Below are 21692 nucleotides of genomic sequence, written 5' to 3'. Positions count from 1 at the left end.
CCGGCACACCAGCGCACCATCCACCGGCCGGCAGACGGTCCGGGTCGCCGACAGGACCCGCTACTCGGCCGGTTCCGGAATCTGGCCGGCGCGGGCGATCACATGGTCGATCATGCCGTACGCCTTCGCCTGCTCGGCGGTGTACCAACGGTCCCGGTCGGAGTCCCGGGTGATCTCCTCGACCGTGCGCCCGGTGTGCCGGGCCAGCAGTTCGTGCGTGGTCTGCTTGACGTGCAGCATGTTCTGCGCCTGGATGGCGATATCGGCGGCGGTGCCACCGATCCCGCCGGAGAGCTGGTGCATCATCACCCGGGCGTGCGGCAACGCGTACCGCTTGCCGGCGGTGCCGGCACAGAGCAGGAACTGCGCCATGGAACCGGCGAACCCCATGGCGATCGTGGCCACGTCGTTCGGCACGAACTGCATGGTGTCGTAGACCGCCATGCCGGCGCTGATCGATCCGCCCGGCGAGTTGATGTAGAGCTTGATGTCGCGGCCCGGGTCGGCGGCCGAGAGCAGGAGCATCTGGGCGCTGATCCGGTTGGCCGAGCTGTCGTCGACCTCAGTACCGAGGAAAATGATCCGTTCCTGCAGCAACCGGTCGTAGACCTGATCGCCGAAGGACGCCTGCGTCTCGGCCCGCATCCAAACCCCGAACCCGCTCATGGATCCCGCCTCCCACTCGGCCGGTGGGCGATCCACTCGCCCCGATAACCGACCTTCGCAGCGTCCCCCGGCGCGGCGGCCGGGTGGAATCGTTTCTGCTGTGGGGCAATCCGCTGACAGCGCAAGTGGCTCGCGGTGTGCGGTCGGAGGTGGACAAAGCTCCGGCGCGGGGTGGGAGAACCGGGCGGACCGGACGGGTGGGTTCGATCCGGGACAGCTCGTCGCGTACGTGTTCGAGCAGTTCCGCCAGGTGCAACCCGAGCGCGCGACAGATCGCGGCCAGCACCTCCGAGGAGGGCTCCTTGCGGCCCCGCTCAACCTCGGAGAGGTACGGCACCGACACCCCCGCCGACCGGGCGACGTCTCGCAGCGTGCGTCCCTGCCGCAGACGTACCCGGCGAAGCACCGAACCGATCAGCCGGCGCAACAGCGGGGTCGGCGGGACGATCTGCTCCGGGCCCATCCTCATGCCGCCACTCTAGTCAGCTCCGGCTCCGGGGCGGGGGACGGACGACTGCCCTGTTCGAGGTCGGCGTTGGGGCGTACGACCAGGTAGAGCAGGCCGACCCAGAGCACGGTGAGCAGGATCGCACCGGCGAAGTCGCTCGGATGGTGCATCCCCCGGTACATCCGGGAGAGCGCCACGCCGAGTGGCATCACCACCGCGGCCACCACGGTCAGCCAGCGCCACCACCGGTCCGTACGGGGCATCACCAGCACCGCTATCGCCACGTACAGACACATGGTGGCGGCGATGTGGCCGGACGGGAACGAGGCGGTCGGCAACTGCCCGTCCAGGTGCGCCACCTCCGGTCGGGGCCGGTCGACCGCGCGGGCGGTGGCGAGAAAGAGCGCCAGCTCGCCGAACATGGTCAGCGCGACGAAGAGCACCGGTCGCCAGCGGCGCCAGACCGCGAGCACCAGCGGGCAGAAGATCAGGGCGACGAGCAGGATGGCGTGGGTGTCGCCGACCTTGCTCCAGCCGTAGCTGAACTGGTCGAGGGTGGCGGTCCGGTGCGCTTCGAACCAGCGCGGGACCTCGGTGTCCAGGGTCGCCACGAAGGTGTCCCCGGCGTAGTAGCTGACCAGCATGCCGAAGCCGTACAGCGCGCCGAAGACCAGCACCCAGCCGGTGACGAGTTCCGCGCTGCCGGCGAGCGGGTGCGGCAGCATCCGTTCCTCGGCCGGTGCCGGTCGCAGGTCCTGCCGGGCCTCCGGCTCCAGCCCCTCGGTCAGCGCCGGCACCGGCCGGCCCCGCTCACGTCGCCAGAACCGGAACGCGTACCCGGTGACGACCAGCCAGGCCAGCCCGAGCAGCCAGCCGCCGATCACGTCGGAGACGAAGTGCACGCCGAGCGCGATCCGGGTCAGTCCGATCGCGAAGACCAGTACGGCGACGAACACGATCGCGGGGCGGCGCCAGCGGGGCCGGACAGCCGGCAGGAAGACCAGCAGCAGGGCGCCGTACGCGACGATCGAGCCGAGCGCGTGCCCACTCGGGAAGCTGTTGCCCACGCCCGCCGCGACCGGTACGTCGACCACCGGGCGTAACCGACCGACAAGTGCCTTGAGCGACGGATCGAGCGCCAGCGCGCCGATTCCGGTGACGACGAGGTATCCGGCGAGCCGGCCCTGCCGACGGATCAGCAGCCCGACCACCGCGACCGTGACCAGCCACATCATGATCGGTCGACCACCCAGGTCGGTGATCGCCCGGAGTACGGTGACCAGCGGGTGATGCGGTGCGACCAGCTCGTTGAACCACGCCGCCACCCCGGCGTCGACCCGGTGCAGCGGACCCCATCCGACCCGGACCAGCATCAGCAGCAGGGCGAATCCCGCCCCGGTGCCGACGATGAAGACGAGCCCGGCCAGGCTCCGTTCGGTGAACTGGCCGCCCGGCCGCCGCAGAATGTCCTTCACCGCGCCCACACCCGCACCTCCTCGATGCCTGGCGTGCTCGATACCCGATCGGTGGGCGCGGTACACCGGTGCCGGGTCTCAGGAGGAGCGCGGTTCCGCCGTGTCCGAGGCGTCGGCGTCGTCCGGGGCGGTGCGGGCGGCCGGCACGACCGGATCCGGGCGAGGCCGCCACAGGTCCGGCTCGGCCGGCTCCGGCACCCCGATCCGCAACGCCTCCAGTTGGGCGCTGAAGGCGAGACCGCCGAGAAGCGCGATCCCGGTCAGGTTCGCCCAGATCAGCAGCGCCATCATCCCGGTCAGCGCGCCGTACGTCTCCGCGAAACCATCGCTGAAGCGGACGTACGCGGCCAGCAGCACACTCGCCAGCCACCAGAGCGCGGTGGCCAGCGCCGCCCCGAAGAGCAGCCAGGACACTCCCGGCTGGCGGCGGCGCGGGGCATGACGGAAGAGCACCGCCACCGCCGAGACGGTCAACGCCAGACTCAGCGGCCAGCGGAGCACGTCCCAGGTGGTGTGTGCGATCCCGCCCCAGCCGTAGTACCGCTGGACGGAGTCGCCGAGCGGGCCGCCGCCGACCAGGATGAGGAAGCCGAGCAGTGCCGGTACGCCGGCGCCGAGGGCCAGCACGATCGCCCGCAGGTATTTCCGGAGCGCGGGCCGGTCCCGCTCCACCCCGTAGATCCGGTTGGCGCCGCGCTCGATCTGCGCCATCGTGGTGGTCAGCGCGGCCAGCCCGGTGATCAGTCCGAGGGCCAGGGCCAGCTCTCCCATGTCCTCGGTGCGTTCGGTGTCGACCAGCAACTCCTGCACCATCGCGTCGCTCTGGCCGGGGGTCAGCGCGACGACCGTGTCGGCGACCACCCGACCACCGTCCTCGACGCCGAGGTCGCTGATCAACCCGGTGAGCGCGATCAGGAACGGCACCACCGCCAGGCAGAGTTGCAGGGCGGTGGCCCGGGAGTGGCTGAAGCCGTCGCCGTACCGGAAGCGGATGAAGGCGTCGCGCAGCAGGTGCCAGCCGCCGTACCGGGTCAGGGTGTGCCACGCGTCGTCGGCGGAAAGCTGGTCGTCGGCCATCAACCGGGTTTCCGGCACCCTCCGGGTGCTACTCACCGCCCACCCGTTCCGCCCGGCGGGCGCCGCGTTCCGTCACCGCCGTGGCGTCCATCGTCAGGTCCGGCGCCTCGACCGGTCGCGGTACGCAGAGCCAGAGCGCCTGTGGACGGACGTGCACCCGCAGCGAACGGTCCGGTGCGATCAGGTCGCCGTCGAGTTGCCTCGGCTGTTTCCGGGCGCTGGTGATCTGCACCCGGCGGCACCGGAAGACCTCCATCCGGGGCACCCGCTCGCGCCGGGCGAGCACCGCCCAGATCAGTACGGCCCAGTGCCCGACGGTCCGGGGGGTGAGGATGGCGACGTCCAGGTAGCCGTCGTCGGGTTCGGCGTCGGCGAGCAGCCGTACGCCGCCCTGGAGCCGGCCGACGTTGGCGACCAGCACGGTCCGGGCCCGGCGGCGCAGTGGCGGTCGGTCGTCGATCCGGATCTGGACCCGCATGGGCCGGTCCCGCAGGTGCCGTACGGCGCCCATCAGGTACGCCGGCCAGCCGATCCGGGCCTTGGAGGTCTCCGAGGTGGCGGCGAGCATCTGGGCGTCGAAGCCCATTCCGGCCATCACGGTGAAGACCTGGTCGTGCACCACGCCCACGTCGAGCAGCCGGCGGCCCCGTTCGATCGCCACCTCCAGGCCGGCGGCGAGTTCGGTGGAGAGTCCCAGGTTGGCGGCGAGCAGATTGCCGGTGCCGCCGGGCAGGACCGCCATCGCCACGTCCGTGCCGACGAGCGCGTTCACGCAGGAGAGGATGGTGCCGTCGCCACCGCAGACGAAGACCACCTCGACGCCGGCCTCGATCGCCTGTCGGGTCTGCCCCTGACCCGGGTCCTGCACCGTGGTCTCGTACCAGAGCGGCTCCGGCCAGCCGGCCTCGGCGAGCGTGCTGGTGACCGTACGGCGCAGTTGCTGGACGTCGACCTTGGTCGGGTTCACCACGACCGCGGAACGTACGCCGCCGTCACCCGTCGTATCGCTTCGCTGCCTCACGGGCGTCAGTGTGCAGCACATCATCGGCGCCAGCGACCCGGCACGGCGTGACGTTTTACGCAACCCGGCACGGATTGGGGGCGGGCCGGCGTGGGTACGCCGGCCCGCCCCGTCACCCGTTGCGTCGATCAGCCGAGGACGAGACTCAACCCGTACGCGGAGAGGATCTCGCGGACCGGCTGGAAGTAGGTCGTGCCGCCGCTGGAACAGTTGCCCGACCCGCCGGAGGTGACGCCCTGCGCCTGGTTGCCGCTGAGCCACGAGCCGCCCGAGTCGCCCGGCTCGGCGCAGGCGTTGGTCCGGGTCAGGCCGCCGACCGAGCCCTGGGAGTAGCGGACGGTCTGGTTCTTCGCCTGCACGGTGCCGCAGCGCCAGCCGGTGGTCGAGCCGGACCGGCAGATGGAGGCGCCGACCGCCGACTCGGTGGAGCCGCGTACGGCCACGGTGGTGCTGCCGCTGTAGCGGTTCACGACGCCGCGCGGGACCCAGTTCGAGTTGGTCCGGACCCAGGCGTAGTCGTTGCCGGGGAAGGAGGAGCCGGCGAAGCTGCCCATGGCGACCCGGTTGGAGCCGGAGACGGCCTGACCGGTGCTGCCGCAGTGACCTGCGGTGACGAACCCGCCGTTGACCGAGAAGCCGATCGAGCAGCGCCCGCTGCCGATGTAGAAGGCGTCGCCACCCCGTACGTCGTAGTAGGTCTGCGGGACCTCGGCCGAGACGGCCACCCGGACCGCGCCGGCCGGTGCGCCGCTGGCGGCGGCAAAGCCGGCCGCCGACGCGACCCCGTCCGGGGTGGCCTGGACGACCACGGTGTTGCTGGTGACGTCGACGTACCAGCCGGTGACCGACTTCGGCGCCGCGTTGCCCTTTGCGTCGAGCGTGTCCTTGATCGCGGTCAGCGCCGCCTCGCTGCGGGCCACCAGCTTCGGCTGCGCACCGGCGGCGCGTACCCGCTCGGCCGCGGCGGTGTCGGTGACTCCGACGACGACCTGACTGCCGTCGACGAGCCAGGCGCCACCGAACCGGCTGCCGAGCGATCCCCGCAGGCTCTCCTCGGCCTTGGCGGCCCGACTGTCGGCGGCCAGCCGCGTCTGGACCTGGTCGGCGGTGAGGCCGAGGTCGCGCTGCATCGCGTCGAGGATCTCGACGGAGACGTCCGGCGCAGCCGCCTCGGTGCTGGGCTTGGCCGAGGCCGCCTGGGGAAGCGTGGCCAACATGCCGGCGGCGAGCAGGATTGCCGCTGCGACGGATGTGGGTCGATGTTGCATCGACGGGTCCCTTCGATCGGGGGTGAGGGGACGCCGCGCACGCCCGGCCGGATCCCGGCCCGGTGCGGCAACGCCGTCAGTGCGCTCACGCTAACCTCAATAAATCGAAGCGGATACATATCCTCTATGTCATATCTTGCCGCGACCGGCGACTGTTCGAGCAGATGCGATCACGCGCTCGTTGGCACGCGTTCAACGTGCTGACCGTCTGGCCATGGGTCGTGGACATCCTGCGCCACTTGCCAGCACCTACGGTCGCGGCTGACCTAACGGTCGCAACCAGGGCGGTGCGGTTCATGGGCTCCAGATCTGCGCTGGGGATTTTATGGACACTAAAGGCGGTTTTATCCGATTCCTCGACATATCGATCCCGCAAGGAGGACCCATGGAGCCTCTCCGCCCGACGATCACTCGCCGCAGGCTCCGCGCGATGGACCGGTTGGCTGTGACGCTGGTCCTGGTCCTGGTCGGTGCGACCACTCTGCTGGTCGATGTGGTCGCACCAAGAAGCGCGAGGGCGGAGACCGTGCCGGTGCCACTGGGCTCCGCCGCCGACTTCGCGATCCTCGCCGGCACGACGGTCACGAGCACCGGCCTGTCAATGGTCACCGGCGATATCGGAGTGAGCCCGGGTACCGCCGTGACCGGGTTCCCTCCCGGTCAGGTCAACGGTTCGATCCACTCGAACGACGGCCCCGCCGTGCAGGCCCAGGCCGACCTGGCCATCGCCTACAACAACGCCGTAGCGCGGACGACCACGGACACCATCTCGGACAACCTCGGCGGCACCACCATGACCACCGGCGTGTACAACTCCGTCAGCGGCACCTTCGGGATCACCGGCACGCTGACCCTCGACGCCGAGGGCGACCCGAGCGCGGTCTTCATCTTCAAGACGGCCTCCACGCTCATCACCGCCGCCGACAGCACGGTGAACCTGATCAACGGCGCCCAGTCGTGCAATGTCTTCTGGCAGGTCGGCAGCTCGGCCACGTTCGGGGCCAACTCCACCCTGCGGGGGGACGTCCTCGCCTTCACCTCGATCACCGTCGGCGCCGGACTGGTGGTCGACGGCCGGACGTTGGCGATCAACGGCGCGGTCACCCTGGACACCGACACGATCACCCGGTCGACCTGCGCCGAACCGAGGGAATTGTCGATCACCGCACCGGAGGCGGCCGACCTCGGCAGCGCCGCTCCCGGCGGTACCGTCTCCGCCAACCTGGGGCCGGTGACAGTGGGCGACCTGCGCGGACTCGAGGACGCGACCTGGATCGCGACGGTGGTCGCGTCAGACTTCGTCACCACCGGCAGCCCGGTCCAGACCATCACCAGCGTCAACGTGTCGTACTGGTCGGGGCCGGCCACCTCGACCACCGGCACTTTCGCCTCCGGCCAACCCACCCCGCAGGACGCTCAGACCATCGACGTGGAACGCACCGCGTACACCCTCACCGGCGGTCGCGGCACCAACTCCGCCACCTGGGACCCCGTCGTCTCCGTCCAACTACCCCTCGCGGCCGTGTCCGGTGAGTACACCGGCACCGTGACCTTCTCCGTCGCCTGACCCGCCTTCCGTCGACGCGCGAGAGCGGGCCGGCGGGACCTCATCGACCGACAACCGCTGACCGCCGTCGCCGCCCTGGTCGTGCCTGGCGTCCGTCAGGCTGCCGCGCCGAGGGCGTGGACGGTGCGACGGCGCAGGTCGTCGAGGTCCAGACCGGCCCGGGTGAGGATCGACGCGGCGAGCCCCTCCCCCTCGCGCAGCAGGCCGAGCAGGATGTGCTCCGGACCGATCTGGTCGTGCCGCAACCGGAGTGACTCGCGCAGCGAGAGTTCCAGCACCTTCTGGGCCCGGGGCGAGAGGCGGGTCCGGGGCAACCGCCCACCGAAGAGGCGGCGCCGCCCCGGTGGCAGCGGCGCCTCGAGCGCACCCTCGCCGAACGTCTGCTCGACGCTGGCCCGGACCGCGTCGAGGTCGATGCCGATCGAGCGCAACGCCTCGGCGTCCGTCTCGCCCAGCTCGCGCCGTTCCATGGCGGCGATCTCCGTCCGGACCCGGTCGGCGTCGATCCCGGCGTCGCGCAGCAGCGCCGCGACCGGGCCGGCCTCGTCGTCGAGCAGTCCGAGCAGCAGGTGCTCGGTGCCGATGAAGTCGTGCCGCAGCGCGCGGCGCTGGGTCTGGGCCGTGACGATGACCTGTCGGGCCGACACGGTGAAGCGATTCCACATCACGACTCTCCCCGGGTAGGTGCCGGCGACCGGCCGGCATGTTTCTTGTGGACGCCCTGACGGCTGACCTCCAGCGCGTCGGCGATCTCCTGCCAGGACCAGCCCTGGCGTCGAGCGTTGTCGACCTGGACGATCTCCAGCCGCTCCAGCAGTCGGCGGAGGGCGAGCACCGCCCGGAGTCCGACCCTGGGGTCGGTGCTCCCCGCCGCCGCCGCGAGATCCGTAGCCTGACTCATACTGTCAACCTAGGTTGACAGTATGGCGCTTGTCAACCCTGGTTGACAAACCGGTTCCGGCCCACCAGGTCCCGAACCGCCACTACTGTCGGTACCGGGCCTGTTTCCGCACGTCCCGGCCCGCCGACCGTCGCCGAGACCCCGGCCCGGAGGTGAGAACGATGAGCCTGACCGCGGACGCACCGGTCGTGGTCGGCGTGGACGACTCACCACAGAGCCTGACCGCCGTTCGGCTGGCCGCACACGAGGCAGCGGCACACCAGCGACCGCTCCGGATCGTGCACGCCTTCAACTGGATCGCCGACCCGTCGGCACCAATCGAGGGGGAGCTACGGGAACCGGCCGAACGAATCCTGAACCAGGCCGCCCAGGTCGCCACCGAGTCCGAACCCGTACTACGACTCACCTGCGCGCTGATCGAAGGGCCGGCCCTGACCACCCTGCTGCGGGAGTCGGGCAGCGCCGCGCTGCTCGTACTCGGCGACGGCGGGCTCTCCGGTCAGACCGCAGTACCGATCGAGGCGATCTCCGTGCAGATCGCCGCCCGGGCCGGGTGCAGCGTGCTGGTCGCCCGGGAGAACCTGCCACCGCCAGCGCCGGTGCTGGTCGGCATCGACTGCGGGGCCGGTACGTCGACCGCCCTCGACTTCGCCTTCGACGCCGCCGCCACACGCGACTCCGAACTGGTCGTGCTCCGGGTATGGGAGGCGGACGACCCCTCGGAGGAACCGGACCCCTCCATCGCCCGGCAACTCGCCGAGACGGTCGCCCCGTGGCAGGAGAGGTACCCGGCGGTCCGGGTCACCCAGCAGGTCCGCTCCGGCGAGTCCAAGCACCTCCTGATCGAGGCGTCCCGTACGGCCGAACTCGTCGTGGTGAGCATGCGCGGCGAACAACCCTCACGCAGCATGCTCGGGGCACTCAGCCAGACGTTGCTCTACCACTCACCCGCCCCGGTGGTGATCGTCCGTACCGCGCACGAGCTCTACATACAGGCGTAGAGGCCCGGGACCGGCCGGTCCTCCGCCCGGAACTGACGACCCGGTCGGAGTCAACATCCCGGATCCGGCTGCGCGAGCGCCCGACTCGCGAGAGTCTGAGGCCGATGGAGACCGCCGTGGAACCACACGCCCCGCTCGCCGACGACGAACTGCGTCGGCTGAACGCGTACTGGCGGGCGGCGAACTACCTGACCGTCGGGCAGATCTACCTGATGGCCAACCCGCTGCTGCGCGAGCCACTGGCCCCGGCGCAGATCAAGCCCCGGCTGCTCGGACACTGGGGTACCAGCCCCGGGCTGAACCTGGTCTACGCGCACCTGAACCGGACCATCGTCCGCCGCGACCTCCAGATGATGTTCATAACCGGGCCGGGACACGGCGGACCCGCGATCGTGGCCAACACGTGGCTCGAAGGGACCTACACCGAGCGCTACCCGTCGGTCTCCCGCGACGAGGAGGGCATGGAGCGGCTGTTCCGGCAGTTCTCCTTTCCCGGCGGCATCCCCAGCCACGTCGCCTCGGAGGTACCCGGGTCGATCCACGAGGGCGGCGAGCTCGGCTACTCGCTGATGCACGCGTACGGCGCCGCCTTCGACAACCCGGAACTGATCGTCGCCTGTGTGATCGGCGACGGCGAAGCGGAGACCGGGCCACTGGCCGGCAGCTGGCTCTCCAACGTCTTCCTCAACCCGGCCCGCGACGGGGCGGTCCTGCCCGTCCTGCACCTCAACGGCTACAAGATCGGCAACCCGACGGTGCTCGACCGGATCCCCCAGGAGGACCTGCTGTCGATCCTGCGCGGCTACGGCTACCAGCCGTACGTGGTCGCCGGTGACGAACCGGACCGGGTGCACCAGGAGCTCGCCGGCACCCTGGACCGGGCGCTGGACGAGATCGCCGCGATCCAACGTCGGGCCCGGGGCACCGGCGTGGTCGAACGCCCCCGCTGGCCGATGATCGTGCTCCGTACGCCGAAGGGCTGGACCGGGCCGCGCGAGGTCGACGGCCGTCCGGTCGAGGGGACCTTCCGCGCCCACCAGGTCCCGCTCTCCGGGGTACGGGACAACCCGGAACACCTGGCACAGCTCGAACGGTGGCTGCGCGGTTACCGCCCCGAGGAACTCTTCGACGCCACCGGTTCGCCCGTAGCCGAGATCGCCGGCCTGGTGCCGAGGGGTGACCGGCGGATGAGCGCCAATCCGAACACCAACGGCGGCCAGGTGCTGCGCGACCTGACGCTGCCCGACTTCCGCGACTACGCGGTAGCGGTGCCGGAACCGGGCGGTACGACGGCCGGGGCGACCACCGCCACCGGCCGGTGGCTGCGCGACGTGATCGTGGCCAACCCGGACCGGTTCCGGCTCTTCGGCCCGGACGAGGTCGCGTCCAACAAGCTCGACGCGGTCTTCGAGGCAACCGACCGGGTGTGGCTCGGCGCCCAACGGGCCGGCGACGACCACCTCGGCCCGGACGGGCGGGTGATGGAGGTGCTCTCCGAGCACCTCTGCCAGGGCTGGTTGGAGGGGTACCTGCTGACCGGCCGGCACGGGGTCTTCACCAGCTACGAGGCGTTCATCCACATCGTCGACTCGATGGTCAACCAGCACGCCAAGTGGCTCAAGACGACCCGGGGCATCCCCTGGCGCCGCCCGCTGGCGTCCCTCAACTACCTGCTCTCCAGCCACGTGTGGCGGCAGGACCACAACGGCTTCTCCCACCAGGACCCGGGCTTCATCGACCACGTGGTGAACAAGAAGGTCGAGGTGGTCCGGGTCTACCTGCCACCGGACGCGAACACCCTGCTCACCACCATGGACCACTGCCTGCGCAGCCGGCATTACATCAACGTGGTGGTCGCCGGCAAGCAGCCCAGCCCGAACTGGCTCTCCATGGACGAGGCGATCCTGCACGCCCGGCGCGGGCTCGGCATCTGGCCCTGGGCCAGCACCGACCAGGGCGCCGAACCGGACGTGGTGCTCGCCTGCGCCGGCGACGTACCCACCCTGGAGACGCTGGCCGCCGCCGACCTGCTCCGCCGGCACCTGCCCGAACTCCGGGTACGGGTGGTCAACGTGATCGACCTGATGCGGTTGCAGTCGGAGGCGGCGCATCCGCACGGTCTGCCGGACACCCAGTTCGACACCATCTTCACCCGCGACAAGCCGGTGATCTTCGCCTACCACGGTTATCCGGCACTGATCCACCGGCTGACCTACCGCCGCGCCAACCACGACAACCTGCACGTACGGGGCTACCAGGAGGAGGGGACCACCACCACCCCGTTCGACATGGTGATGCTCAATCAGCTCGACCGGTTCCACCTGGTGGTCGACGTGATCGACCGGGTGCCGGGGCTCGGTGCCCGCGCCGCCCACCTGCGTCAGGCCATGGTCGACGCCCGGCAGGAGTGTCGCGAGTACACCCGCCGCTACGGCGAGGACGCTCCCCGGGTCGCCGAGTGGCGCTGGGTCGGAACCCGGAGCTGACGGATGGACAGACCGATCCTGGTCGGTTACGACGGTTCCGAGGGCGCCACCCGCGCGCTCGACTGGGCGCTCGACGAGGCCGGCCGGACCGGGGAGCCGGTCCAGTTGGCGTACGCCTTCGAGTGGATGGCCGCCGGGACCTGGATCGGTCCCGGACCCGGCCCCGGGACCTGGCCGGACGAGACCACGCGGCGTGCGGTGGAGGGCATGGTGGCGGCGGCGGTGGACCAGTCCGTGGCCAGTCATCCGGGACTGGACGTACGGGGTGAGGTGCTGGAGTCACCGGCCTCGATGGGGCTACGGGAGCGCTCCGCCGACGCCACGATGGTGGTGCTCGGCAGTCGCGGCCACGGTGGCTTCACCGGCCTGCTCGCCGGGTCGACGACGATCGCGATGAGCACCCACGCGCACTGCCCGGTCGTGGTGGTGCCGTCCGGCGCCGCCGGTGCCGACCCGGCCCGGAGTCGGATCGTGGTGGGGACCGACGGTTCCCCGTACGCGCAGCTCGCCCTCGGTTGGGCGATCGAACGCGCGGCGCGACGCGGTGCCCCGGTGCACGCGGTACGGGTCTGGACCGGGTCGACGACCCGGTGGCGGCCGGCGGAGTCGGACCCGAACGAGATGTCCCGGGCCGAGCAGGACGCGGTGGACCAGCAACTGGTCGACTGTCGGCGACGGTTTCCGGACCTGTCGATCACCGGCGAGGTGGTCGCCGGCCACCCGGTCGAGGTGCTGGTCGAGGCGAGCCGGCGGGCCCAGTTGCTGGTGGTCGGCAGCCGGGGTCGCGGTGGCTTCCGGGGTCTGCTGCTCGGCTCGGTCAGCCAGCAGGTGCTGCACCACACCGAGTGCCCGACCGTAGTGGTCCGCGAACTGGCGACCGGTCGGGGTTAGCCTCCGGCGAGCAGTGGGCTGCCGTGATCGGAGTCGGCCCGCCGTTCGCCCTGCCGGACGCCGGTGACCTGTGCGCGTGGGCCGATCGCCCGACCGCCGGGCGGCACGTCGTCGAGCACGGTGGCGCCGGCACCGATCTTGGCGCCGCAGCCGACCACGACCGGCCCGAGTACGGTGGCGCCGGCGCCGAGCGTGACCTCGTCACCGATCTGCGGCTCACCGCTGTGGTCCCGCCGCCCGATCGTCACGTGGTGGTAGACGCTGACGTCCCGCCCGAGGCGGGCGTCCCGGTGGAACACCAGCCCGTACGGGTGGAAGAGCCGCAGTCCGGGGCCGCAGGACAGTTCACGGGGCAGGTCGCTGTTGGTGCCGAGGCGGATGACCACCAGGTTGAGCACCTTGTACGGAAGGGTGCAGAGGCGACGGATCAGCGTACGGCGGCCGACCGTCCACTGTCCGAAGCGGAAAACGGTCAGCACGAGCCGGACCAACGGATCACGGTTGCGCCGATAGTCCTGACGAAGGGTGTCGAACATGACGCAGAGCGTAAGACCAGCAGGTCACCGCACCTGACCGAACGGCCGAGCCACATCGGTCGGAAATATGACAATGCCCAGCTCAGGCGAGTTACAGGGCACGGCGCAGCCAGTCCTCGACACCGGCCACGTGCACGGTGGCCCAGGAACGGGCGAGTTCGGGTTGCCGGGCGGCGATGGCGTCCAGGATCGCGGCGTGTTGCTCACGGGTGCGCGCCACCGCGCTCTCCTGGGTGAGGCCCCGCCAGATCCGGGCCCTGGTGGTGGGACCGGAGAGACTGTCGATCAGCGAGCAGAGCACGTCGTTGCCGGCGCCGGCCGCGATCTGACGGTGGAACTCCAGGTCGTTGGCGACCAACGCGTCGATGGTCGGCTCACCGCCCAGCCCGTCGAGCAGGGTACGCAGGGTGGCGATCTCCTGCTCGGTCATCCGCTGGGCGGCCATCGCCGCGGCGGCCGGTTCCAGGATTCGGCGTACCTCCAGGAACTGGAGAACGGTGTCGTCGCGGTGGAAGTCGACCACGAAGCTCATCGCGTCCAGCAGCAGACCGGGGTCGAGGCTGGTCACGTACGTGCCGTCACCCTGGCGTACGTCCAGCACCCGGATCACCGAAAGTGCCTTCACGGCCTCACGCAGGGAGTTGCGGGACAGCCCCAACCGGTCGGCCAGGTCGGCCTCCTTCGGGAGCCGATCGCCGGGGCGCAACTCGCCGGAGACGATCATCTCTTTGATCTTGTGGATCGCTTCGTCGGTGAGCGCCATGCTCGTTCCCTCCGGCCCGCTCGGACAGTCAGCTCACAGGCTGGCAGCGCGGTGCCACCGAGACGTGATCCGTTCCGTCGAGGCACTGAACCGGCCGTGATACATCCGATGTCTACCAGTCTCTCGAACGCTTTCACAACCACTGTCGGTAAGTAGTGCGGCCCAGCGGGCGTACCTCTCCCCGGCTCCCATGACCACGACCGCAACGACATCCGATGGTTTCTCGACCGGGGTGGCCACCCGGGAAGTGCCGTCCGGCCGGCCGGCCCCGGAGGTAGAGTTCGATCATGCCCGGCTCCGCCACCGACGCCCTCGACTCCGCCGCCGTCGCCTACCAGGTGCTCCGGCACGGACCGGTGGGAAGCGTGGCCGAGGGAGCCGCGGCGCTCGGCGTCGCGGTCGCGGACGTGGTGAAGACGATCGTGATCCGTCGCGGCGAGAACGACCACGTCTTCGTCCTCGTCCCCGGCGACCGGGTCATCTCCTGGCCGAAACTCCGCGCCCTGCTCGGCGTGAACCGGCTCTCCCTGCCGGACGCGGGCACGGCGAAGGACGCGACCGGCTACGAACGCGGCACCATCACACCGTTCGGTTCGACCACGGCGTGGCCGGTGGTCGCGGACGAACGGATCCGTGGCCGGAAGATCACCCTCGGTGCGGGTGAACGGGGTGTCGCCATCGCCCTCGCGGCCGACGACGCGCTGACCGCGCTCGACGCGACCGTCGCCGACGTGACCGAACCGGAGCCGTCGCGCTAGCTGTCGTCCCCCGTGGCGGTCAGTTCTCCACCCAGCCGTGTCGCTGGGCGAGCACGGTGAGGCTCTGCCGCAGCGTGACGATCTGCGCCCCGGTCAGGGTCGGTACGGCTTCGAGCAGCAGCTCGGTCACCTCGTGCCGGAACCCGGCCGGGGTGAGCACGTCGCACATGCCGTCGTCGTCCGAGCGTTCGGACGCGGCCGGTACGGATTCGGGCAGGGTCACGCTGACCGTGGAGGCCAGGGCCCGTTCCGTCTTCAGGATGCGGACCGCGAGGGCCTTCATACCCCGGTCGCTCTCCACCGCCTCGAACTCCACCGGGACGCCCGGTGCGAAGGCGTACTTCTCGTCGCCCAGCACGTTCGCGTGCACGAATACATCCTCGCCACCGTTGTCCGGCGTGATGAACCCGTACCCGCGCACCTCGTCGAACCGTATGAACCTACCCCTGATCACCGCACCCGATCCCGTCTCGCCCGATCTCCGCCACACAGCGCGGCACCTTTTACCGCGTCAACAGCATAGTGTCAATCTCCGGTTGCCGTGGCGGGCTCCGGACCGGGCGCCGCGACAGGGGGCGCCTGGGCGGCGAGTCGGCGGGTCTCCCAGTGGACGAAGAGCAGCGGGATGATGCCGAAGATCCCGAACGAGATGTCGATCAACTGCCACCACCAGGGGATCCCCCGGACAGGGCCGGCGATCAGCGCGAGTGGGACAATCGCGGCACAGGAGATCATCCCGAAATGGACCACCCAGATGTTGCGCACCGGGTCCCGGTACGGACCCCAGAACGCGACCGCGATGACCAGGTGCGCGAAGGCCAACCAGTCGGTGCCGTACGCGAGGAAGGGGAACTGGTCGTTGGTCACCACGATGCCCCGATGCACCCGGTCGATCCAGTCGACCAGCACCGGCAGGTGCTCCGGCGCCGGTGACCAGTCGGCGTGCAGCAGCCGCACCAGCAGACGGCTCTCGGCTTCGAGAGGGAAGGCGGTCACCCCACTCAGGACCAGACCAATGACGAAGACGATCAACCAGGCGCGGATCCGACTGAGGTTGGACACGAGCCGGAGCGTATCGAGGGCCGGGGCACGCCGGGACGGTCGGCCGACTACCCACACAGAAGATTCACAACTCGCGTGACGTGCGCCATGTCGACCGGTCGTCGGGATGGCGGACAGGGCGGCGGCGGGCGTCCGGGGACTTTCGTTGCGTAACACAGTGACTTTCATCAGTATTGACGGAAGTTAGTTGGTCATGGGTCTATCTTTCGTGTTGCCCACGGATTAAGGTTCTGTTTCAACCAGAACAGCTCCAAATCCCCTGCATGGGACCCTAACGAAACGTTTCAGCGGCGCATCGGCGGCGCCACTGTCCAACAGCCACTCCCGCATCGTCGCCGCGGCCCCGGCCGCGAGGAAGGTAGCGAGACATGGACACGACAGCGCCCGGCCGCTTGCGCACACCCCCCTCGTCCCTCGCGACGAGATGAGCCGGCACGACGCGGTCGTAGGCGACCCGTCCGTACCCGGAACTTGGCCGCCGTCACGCGGCTGAGCCCAGAACCCCGCCCCTCAGCGGCGGTGGAACCGGCCCGCACTGGTCGGCTCGGCAAGCAGAGAACGTGGTTCGTCGTGGCGGCGCGCGCGACCACCAACCATCCATGACGGATGCGTCACCGCGCCCGACAACGGCAACCGAACCGCGGCACCGGGCCCCAGTGGGTCCGGCCCGACGGCGCGGCCGTATGCCCGCTCCACACCCCCGGAGGAAAGCATGACAAGACCATTGCGCCGGTGGCTCGCCGCCACGGTCGGCGCCGCCATCACCATCCCCGGCCTGGTCGCCGCCCCGGCAAGCGCCGCACCCGACCAGGCCACCGCAGAGGAACGCCTGGTCGGCGAGGAGAACGGACCGGCGGCGCTGCGCTCGACCGCCCGCGCCCCGGAAACGTACGGGGTGCTCGTCTTCACCAAAACCGACGGCACCCGACGGTCCTCCATTCCGGATGGTGTCCGTACGATCAAGGCGCTCGCCGACGCCAACGGCTTCACCGCCACGGTCACCCAGGACGCCGCCGCGTTCACCCCGGCCAACCTCGACAACTACCGGGCGGTGGTCTTCCTCAACACCACCGGCAACGTGCTCAACCCGACCCAGGAAGCGGCCTTCGAGGCGTACGTCAAGGCCGGCGGCGGGTACGTCGGCGTACACGCCGCCGCCGAGACCGAGCCGGACTGGGCCTTCTACCAGAACCTCGTCGGAGCGAAGGCGTCCGGCGCGGCCAGCCTGGAGGAGGGTGTGGTCGAGGTCGCCGACCGGGTACACCCCGCCACCGAGGCGGTGCCGCAGACGCTGACCCTCACCGAGGAGTGGTACAACTTCACCACCAACGTCCGGGGCTCGTCGCACGTGCTCGCCACCGCCCAGGAGAAGAGCTTCGCGGGCGGCACCATGGGCTTCGACCACCCGGTCAGCTGGTGCAAGGACTACCAGGGCGGTCGCTCCTTCTACACCGGACTCGGCCACTCGATCGACACGTACCGGGTGGGCGGCTTCAAGAAGCACCTGCTCGGCGGCATCCAGTGGGCTGCCGGCGTGGTCGAGGGCGACTGCGGCGCGACCGTACTCGGCAACTACGAGAAGGTCACCCTCAACGACGAGCCGGGCGAGCCGATGTCGCTCTCGGTCCTGCCCGACGGGCGGGTGCTGCACAACACCCGTGGCGGTGAGATCCGGCTCTACGACCCGACCACCGGCGCCAGCCCGGTCATCACCACCATCCCCGTCTACCAGCACGACGAGGACGGGCTCCAGACGATGACCATCGCGCCCGACTTCGCCACCAGCAAGTGGGTCTACATCTACTACTCGCCGGTGCTGAACACCCCCGTGGACAACCCGGCCACGCCCGGCGTCAACGAGGGCGACGCGCCCGCGACCAGCACCGACCCGACGGTCTGGGACAAGTTCAAGGGCTACAACCAGCTCTCCCGGGTCAAGTTCGTCGACGGCCCGAACCCGCGCCTGGACATGTCGACCGAGCAGCAGATCCTGCGGGTCGACACCGACCGGGGCATCTGCTGCCACGTCGCCGGCAAGGTCAAGTTCGACGGCAAGGGGCTGCTCTACCTGATCACCGGTGACGACACCAACGCCAGCGGCTCGGACGGCTACGTCCCGATCAACGAGTCCCCCACCCAGGGCCCCGGGTACGACGCCCAGCGCTCCTCCGCCAACACCAACGACCTGCGCGGCAAGTTGCTGCGGATCAAGATGAAGGACAACGGGACGTACAGCATCCCGGCCGGCAACCTCTTCCCGGAGAACGGCGACTACGACAACAAGACCCGTCCGGAGATCTTCCTGATGGGCCTGCGCAACCCGTTCCGGTTCGACGTCGACCACAACGGCTTCGTGTACGTCGGCGACTACTCGCCGGACTCGCGTACCTCCAGCCCGACCCGGGGGCCGGAGGGCACCGGCCGGTGGTTCGCCACCAACAAGGCCGCGAACTACGGCTGGCCGTACTGCTACTCGCCGAGCCTGCCGTACATCGACTACGACTTCGCCACCCGTACCTCCGGGCAGCCGTTCAACTGCGGTGCGCCGGTGAACGACTCACCGCGTAACACCGGCCGGACGACGCTGCCGGCGGTGGCCCAGCCGCAGTTCTGGTACACCTACGAGGCCCGGACCACCTGCGCCGGGGCGTACCTGCAGAACCCGCCGACCACCTGCGACTTCAAGTGGCCGGTGATCGGCACCGGTGGCGTCGGCCCGCACGGCGGCCCGATCTACTCCTACGACGAGGCGAACACCTCGGAGACGAAGTTCCCGGAGTACTACGACAACAGCGTGGTCTTCGGGGAGTTCACCCGCGACAAGCTCTTCATGATGCGCACCAACGGCAGCGGACAACTGGTCGGGGTGGAGCAGTTCCTGCCCGGCGTCATCTTCGACAACCCGATGGAGATGGAGTTCGGTCCGGACGGCAACCTCTACGTGCTGGAGTACGGCGACGGCTTCTTCCGGGCCAACCCGGACGCCCAGCTCTCGATGATCCGGTACGTGAAGGGCACCCGCTCGCCGATCGCGCAGCTGGCCGCCAACCCGACCTCGGGCCAGGCCCCGCTGCCGGTGCAGTTCTCCAGCGCCGGATCGTCCGACCCTGACCCGGGCGAGTCGATCTCGTTCGCCTGGGACTTCGACAGCAACGGCACGGTCGACTCGGCCGACCCGAACCCGACGTACACCTACACCACCAACGGGGTGTACCACGCCAAGCTGACGGTGACCGACTCCAGCGGCAAGACCGCGGTGCTGACCAGGGAGATCGTGGTCGGCAACACGGCGCCGACGGTGACCGTGACGGTGCCGGCAGGCGGGACGTTCTTCAACTGGGGTGACACCGTGCCGTACACGGTCGCGGTCACCGACCCGGAGGACGGGACAATCGACTGCAGCCGGGTCACGGTCGCCTTCGTCCTCGGTCACGACAGCCACGGCCACGGTGAGACCGAGACCACCGGCTGCACCGGAACCCTGCCCACCCCGGCCGACGGTGCCGACCACGCCGGTGGCTACCTCTACGGCGGGATCAGCGCCACCTACACCGACCTGGGCGCGGGCGGCCAGCCGGCGCTGACCACGGTCGGACAGGCGATCATCCAGGTACGGCGGCAGCAGGCCGAGCACGCCCAGGTCCAGCAGGGCGTGACGATCGCGGCCAGCACCGACACCGGTGGCGGATCGCAGGTCGGCGGCATCGACGCCGGTGACCACATCGCGTTCGAGCCGATCAACTTCGCCGGCGTCAGCACGGTGACGTTCCGCTACTCGGGCGGATCCACGACCACCGTCGGGCAGCCGCGCGCCAACGTGGAACTGCGGGTCGGCTCGCCGACCGGTGCCCTGGTCGCCACCGCCACGCTGAACGCCACCAGCGGCAACGGCGCGTACGCGAGCCAGTCGGTGCCGGTGAACCACCCCGCCGGCGCCCAACGGCTCTACCTGGTGTTCACCCCGGTCACCGGTGGCCCGACCACCGGCCTGGTGAACCTGAACTGGGTCGAGTTCGGCGGCACCACCCCGTAACAACCCGTCCCGCACCCGAGACCGAACGGGTGGTTGTCCGTACCCGGGCAGCCACCCGTTCGGCGTTCCGGGCCGGGTCAGGCGTACTCGGGGGTCTCGATCCGGGTGGCGGCGACGGCGTTGCAGGCGAAGTCGTTGTCCTGGATGTCGGCCGAACCGTGCGGGCCCTCACCGGTGACCAACAGCCCGTGCGTCTGGGTCTTCCGTTCCTGGCTGTCCCAGACCCGGTTGTGGCGCAGGGTGAGATCGGAGGTGGTCGAGGCGAGGGTGATGCCGGCCCGCCGGGTGGGTGCCTCCGGCAGTTCGTAACGCTCCCCTGCCGAGGGCGTACCGCCGGTCCAGGCGGTGGTGGCGCCGGGCCGGACCGGTGCGAGCAACAGTTCGTTGCTGGTGTTGGTCGCCACCACGGCGCTCCGGGGGCCGATTCGCACGACCTTGCCCCGGTGCCCGTCGACCGGCCAGTCGGCGCCACTGTCCCGCACCGAGGTACGGGTGTAGCTGACCGCCTCCCCCGCGCCACTGTCACCGCCGGCCGAGCGCCGACCGTTGTCCCGGATCCGGTTGTTCACGATCGCGCCGTCGCTCAGTCCGGCGTCGATCCGGATCCCGTCGAGCCCGTTCTCCCAGATCTCGTTCCCGTCCAGCACGACCTCGCGGCCCGGAATCGGGTTCCGGGCGAGATTGTGCTCGCAGTAGCCGTACCGGCCGTTGCGGCTGATCCGATTTCCCCTGACGACGTACCGTCCCGGGGTGTTGCCGATGCTCAGCCCGTCGATGATGTTCGCGTCGATGACACAGTCGGCCACGATGCCGCCCCGGCCGGCGACCCCGGAGGTGCCCTGGGCGGAGACGTCGAACCCGGCCTCGTGGTTGCCGATCATCGTGCAGGCGCTGACGATCAGGCCCTCCGCGCCCCAGTCGGAGATGCCGAAGCGGTTGTCCTCGACGTGGCACCCGACGATCCGGATCCCGCGCGGCGGCACCCAGTCCGGCTTCTGCAACTCCAGGAAGATGCCGTTGGTGCCATTGCCGACGGCGGTGCAGTTGGCGACGGTGAGCCGCTCGCTGTCTCCCCAGCCGCCGACGCCGATGCCGATGCCGGCGCCGCCCATCTGCTGCCCGGTGTCCAGCCGACCGCAGCGCAGCACGTGCACCGCCTCCACGGTCGTGTCCTGGAGGAAGTCGCAGCCGAGCCCGGTCGCGGCGGTGTCGTGGATGTAGAGGTCGCGGAACCGCCCGCGCTGTACGTACTGCAGGCCGAGGCCCTTGGCCAGGTAGTCGTAGCGGGCCAGTTTCACGCCGGACCCGTCGATCTCGAAGCTGGCGAAGGTGCAGTCGGTGATGCAGTTGTCCCGGCTCGCGCCGTGCTGCACGGTGGTGAAGTAGGCCAGCGGCGTCGGATCCACCCGGTTCCCCTCGTTGCTGAGGACGAACCTGGTGACCCCGATCCCGGCACCGGTCAGCGAGATCCCGCTACGCCACACCGTGCCGGCGTCCCGGATCGAGTAGGTGCCGGGTGGGCAGTGGATGACCCGTGGTCGCCCGTCCGCCGCGTACGCCTCGCCGAGTGCGTCGACCAACGCCTGGAGCGCCGGCTGGTCGTTGGTGACACCGTCACCCTTGAGACCGTGCTCGCGGGCGTTGCAGACCGTACCCTCAGCCAGCGACACGTACGTCCCCCTCCGACGCCTCCGCATTTCCCGCTTCCGGCCCCGGGTAACGCCCAATCGCCCCAGCCG

Annotated in this window: 19 protein-coding genes; 6 read left to right on the top strand and 13 right to left on the bottom strand. The window is 70.1% G+C overall.

Annotated features, from left to right (window positions below; genetic code table 11):
* Positions 1 to 60: 60 nt before the first annotated feature.
* The 6 genes from BDK92_RS27530 to BDK92_RS27505 all read right to left on the bottom strand — a co-directional run bounded on the left by BDK92_RS27530 (position 61) and on the right by BDK92_RS27505 (position 5955).
* Positions 61 to 666 (bottom strand): ATP-dependent Clp protease proteolytic subunit, encoded by a 606-nt coding sequence (locus BDK92_RS27530; protein ID WP_121159303.1) that lies wholly within the window; start codon positions 664 to 666, stop codon positions 61 to 63.
* A complete protein-coding gene (locus tag BDK92_RS41260) occupies positions 563 to 1129 on the bottom strand; it encodes a helix-turn-helix domain-containing protein (RefSeq protein WP_425462320.1) in 567 nt (188 codons plus the stop codon). Before BDK92_RS41260 ends, BDK92_RS27530 begins: the two co-directional genes overlap by 104 nt.
* 2 nt (positions 1130 to 1131) lie before the next feature.
* Positions 1132 to 2598 carry a phosphatase PAP2 family protein gene (locus BDK92_RS27520; protein WP_121159302.1) on the bottom strand — a complete coding sequence of 489 codons (1467 nt, stop codon included), beginning with the start codon at positions 2596 to 2598 and terminating at the stop codon, positions 1132 to 1134.
* Positions 2599 to 2667: 69 nt separating this feature from the next.
* Positions 2668 to 3702, bottom strand: coding sequence for a YihY/virulence factor BrkB family protein (locus BDK92_RS27515; RefSeq protein ID WP_121159301.1), 1035 nt, complete (start codon positions 3700 to 3702; stop codon positions 2668 to 2670).
* Positions 3695 to 4708, bottom strand: coding sequence for a diacylglycerol/lipid kinase family protein (locus BDK92_RS27510; protein ID WP_121162638.1), 1014 nt, complete (start codon positions 4706 to 4708; stop codon positions 3695 to 3697). Before BDK92_RS27510 ends, BDK92_RS27515 begins: the two co-directional genes overlap by 8 nt.
* A gap of 107 nt (positions 4709 to 4815) precedes the next feature.
* The gene (locus BDK92_RS27505; protein WP_121159300.1) at positions 4816 to 5955 is read right to left on the bottom strand and encodes a S1 family peptidase; all 1140 of its coding nucleotides are present in this window, start codon (positions 5953 to 5955) and stop codon (positions 4816 to 4818) included.
* A 385-nt stretch (positions 5956 to 6340) separates the two neighbouring features.
* Here BDK92_RS27505 and BDK92_RS27500 point away from each other — a divergent pair, with 385 nt between their 5' ends.
* A complete protein-coding gene (locus BDK92_RS27500; RefSeq protein ID WP_211349386.1) occupies positions 6341 to 7522 on the top strand; it encodes an ice-binding family protein in 1182 nt (393 codons plus the stop codon).
* Between the two features lie 95 nt (positions 7523 to 7617).
* On the opposite strand, the gene BDK92_RS27495 is transcribed toward BDK92_RS27500, so the two are convergent.
* Positions 7618 to 8187, bottom strand: a complete 570-nt coding sequence (locus tag BDK92_RS27495; RefSeq protein WP_121159298.1) for a Clp protease N-terminal domain-containing protein — start codon at positions 8185 to 8187, stop codon at positions 7618 to 7620.
* Positions 8187 to 8423 carry a helix-turn-helix domain-containing protein gene (locus BDK92_RS27490; protein ID WP_121159297.1) on the bottom strand — a complete coding sequence of 79 codons (237 nt, stop codon included), beginning with the start codon at positions 8421 to 8423 and terminating at the stop codon, positions 8187 to 8189. Before BDK92_RS27490 ends, BDK92_RS27495 begins: the two co-directional genes overlap by 1 nt.
* A gap of 161 nt (positions 8424 to 8584) precedes the next feature.
* On the opposite strand from BDK92_RS27490, the gene BDK92_RS27485 reads away from it, so the two are divergent.
* The 3 genes from BDK92_RS27485 (at position 8585) to BDK92_RS27475 (ending at position 12801) form a co-directional block, all read left to right on the top strand.
* Entirely contained in the window at positions 8585 to 9424 is an 840-nt protein-coding gene (locus BDK92_RS27485) for a universal stress protein (protein ID WP_121159296.1), read from the top strand.
* A 104-nt stretch (positions 9425 to 9528) separates the two neighbouring features.
* Positions 9529 to 11910 carry a phosphoketolase family protein gene (locus tag BDK92_RS27480; RefSeq protein ID WP_121159295.1) on the top strand — a complete coding sequence of 794 codons (2382 nt, stop codon included), beginning with the start codon at positions 9529 to 9531 and terminating at the stop codon, positions 11908 to 11910.
* Between the two features lie 3 nt (positions 11911 to 11913).
* Positions 11914 to 12801 carry a universal stress protein gene (locus BDK92_RS27475; RefSeq protein WP_121159294.1) on the top strand — a complete coding sequence of 296 codons (888 nt, stop codon included), beginning with the start codon at positions 11914 to 11916 and terminating at the stop codon, positions 12799 to 12801.
* Here BDK92_RS27475 and BDK92_RS27470 read toward each other — a convergent pair.
* Together BDK92_RS27470 and BDK92_RS27465 are read right to left on the bottom strand one after the other, a co-directional pair.
* A complete protein-coding gene (locus BDK92_RS27470; RefSeq protein ID WP_121159293.1) occupies positions 12798 to 13337 on the bottom strand; it encodes a serine acetyltransferase in 540 nt (179 codons plus the stop codon). The genes BDK92_RS27475 and BDK92_RS27470 overlap by 4 nt on opposite strands.
* A gap of 91 nt (positions 13338 to 13428) precedes the next feature.
* Positions 13429 to 14100: a FadR/GntR family transcriptional regulator gene (locus BDK92_RS27465; RefSeq protein WP_121159292.1), complete on the bottom strand. Its 672-nt coding sequence runs from the start codon at positions 14098 to 14100 to the stop codon at positions 13429 to 13431.
* A gap of 287 nt (positions 14101 to 14387) precedes the next feature.
* Here BDK92_RS27465 and BDK92_RS27460 point away from each other — a divergent pair, with 287 nt between their 5' ends.
* Positions 14388 to 14858 carry an aminoacyl-tRNA deacylase gene (locus BDK92_RS27460; protein ID WP_121159291.1) on the top strand — a complete coding sequence of 157 codons (471 nt, stop codon included), beginning with the start codon at positions 14388 to 14390 and terminating at the stop codon, positions 14856 to 14858.
* Positions 14859 to 14877: 19 nt separating this feature from the next.
* Here BDK92_RS27460 and BDK92_RS27455 read toward each other — a convergent pair whose 3' ends face one another.
* Both BDK92_RS27455 and BDK92_RS27450 read right to left on the bottom strand, forming a co-directional pair.
* The gene (locus BDK92_RS27455) at positions 14878 to 15279 is read right to left on the bottom strand and encodes a cold-shock protein (protein WP_425462264.1); all 402 of its coding nucleotides are present in this window, start codon (positions 15277 to 15279) and stop codon (positions 14878 to 14880) included.
* 104 nt (positions 15280 to 15383) lie between these two features.
* The gene (locus BDK92_RS27450; protein ID WP_211349385.1) at positions 15384 to 15920 is read right to left on the bottom strand and encodes a hypothetical protein; all 537 of its coding nucleotides are present in this window, start codon (positions 15918 to 15920) and stop codon (positions 15384 to 15386) included.
* Between the two features lie 712 nt (positions 15921 to 16632).
* Here BDK92_RS27450 and BDK92_RS27445 point away from each other — a divergent pair.
* Positions 16633 to 19953, top strand: a complete 3321-nt coding sequence (locus tag BDK92_RS27445) for a ThuA domain-containing protein (protein ID WP_121159289.1) — start codon at positions 16633 to 16635, stop codon at positions 19951 to 19953.
* A 77-nt stretch (positions 19954 to 20030) separates the two neighbouring features.
* Here the strand turns inward: BDK92_RS27445 and BDK92_RS27440 are convergent, their stop codons facing one another.
* A complete protein-coding gene (locus BDK92_RS27440; protein WP_246017273.1) occupies positions 20031 to 21623 on the bottom strand; it encodes a right-handed parallel beta-helix repeat-containing protein in 1593 nt (530 codons plus the stop codon).
* Between the last annotated feature and the right edge of the window lie 69 nt (positions 21624 to 21692).

It is taken from the genome of Micromonospora pisi (genome assembly GCF_003633685.1).
Taxonomy (GTDB): domain Bacteria; phylum Actinomycetota; class Actinomycetes; order Mycobacteriales; family Micromonosporaceae; genus Micromonospora_G; species Micromonospora_G pisi.
This window is presented reverse-complemented; position numbering and strand designations above follow the sequence as displayed.

Coding starts and splice junctions, on each gene's coding strand:
- BDK92_RS27530 (WP_121159303.1), bottom strand. CDS start 666: ATGAGCGGGTTCGGGGTTTGGATGCGGGCCGAGACGCAGGCGTCCTTC.
- BDK92_RS41260 (WP_425462320.1), bottom strand. CDS start 1,129: ATGGGCCCGGAGCAGATCGTCCCGCCGACCCCGCTGTTGCGCCGGCTG.
- BDK92_RS27510 (WP_121162638.1), bottom strand. CDS start 4,708: ATGTGCTGCACACTGACGCCCGTGAGGCAGCGAAGCGATACGACGGGT.
- BDK92_RS27505 (WP_121159300.1), bottom strand. CDS start 5,955: ATGCAACATCGACCCACATCCGTCGCAGCGGCAATCCTGCTCGCCGCC.
- BDK92_RS27500 (WP_211349386.1), top strand. CDS start 6,341: ATGGAGCCTCTCCGCCCGACGATCACTCGCCGCAGGCTCCGCGCGATG.
- BDK92_RS27495 (WP_121159298.1), bottom strand. CDS start 8,187: ATGTGGAATCGCTTCACCGTGTCGGCCCGACAGGTCATCGTCACGGCC.
- BDK92_RS27490 (WP_121159297.1), bottom strand. CDS start 8,423: ATGAGTCAGGCTACGGATCTCGCGGCGGCGGCGGGGAGCACCGACCCC.
- BDK92_RS27485 (WP_121159296.1), top strand. CDS start 8,585: ATGAGCCTGACCGCGGACGCACCGGTCGTGGTCGGCGTGGACGACTCA.
- BDK92_RS27480 (WP_121159295.1), top strand. CDS start 9,529: ATGGAGACCGCCGTGGAACCACACGCCCCGCTCGCCGACGACGAACTG.
- BDK92_RS27475 (WP_121159294.1), top strand. CDS start 11,914: ATGGACAGACCGATCCTGGTCGGTTACGACGGTTCCGAGGGCGCCACC.
- BDK92_RS27470 (WP_121159293.1), bottom strand. CDS start 13,337: ATGTTCGACACCCTTCGTCAGGACTATCGGCGCAACCGTGATCCGTTG.
- BDK92_RS27465 (WP_121159292.1), bottom strand. CDS start 14,100: ATGGCGCTCACCGACGAAGCGATCCACAAGATCAAAGAGATGATCGTC.
- BDK92_RS27460 (WP_121159291.1), top strand. CDS start 14,388: ATGCCCGGCTCCGCCACCGACGCCCTCGACTCCGCCGCCGTCGCCTAC.
- BDK92_RS27445 (WP_121159289.1), top strand. CDS start 16,633: ATGACAAGACCATTGCGCCGGTGGCTCGCCGCCACGGTCGGCGCCGCC.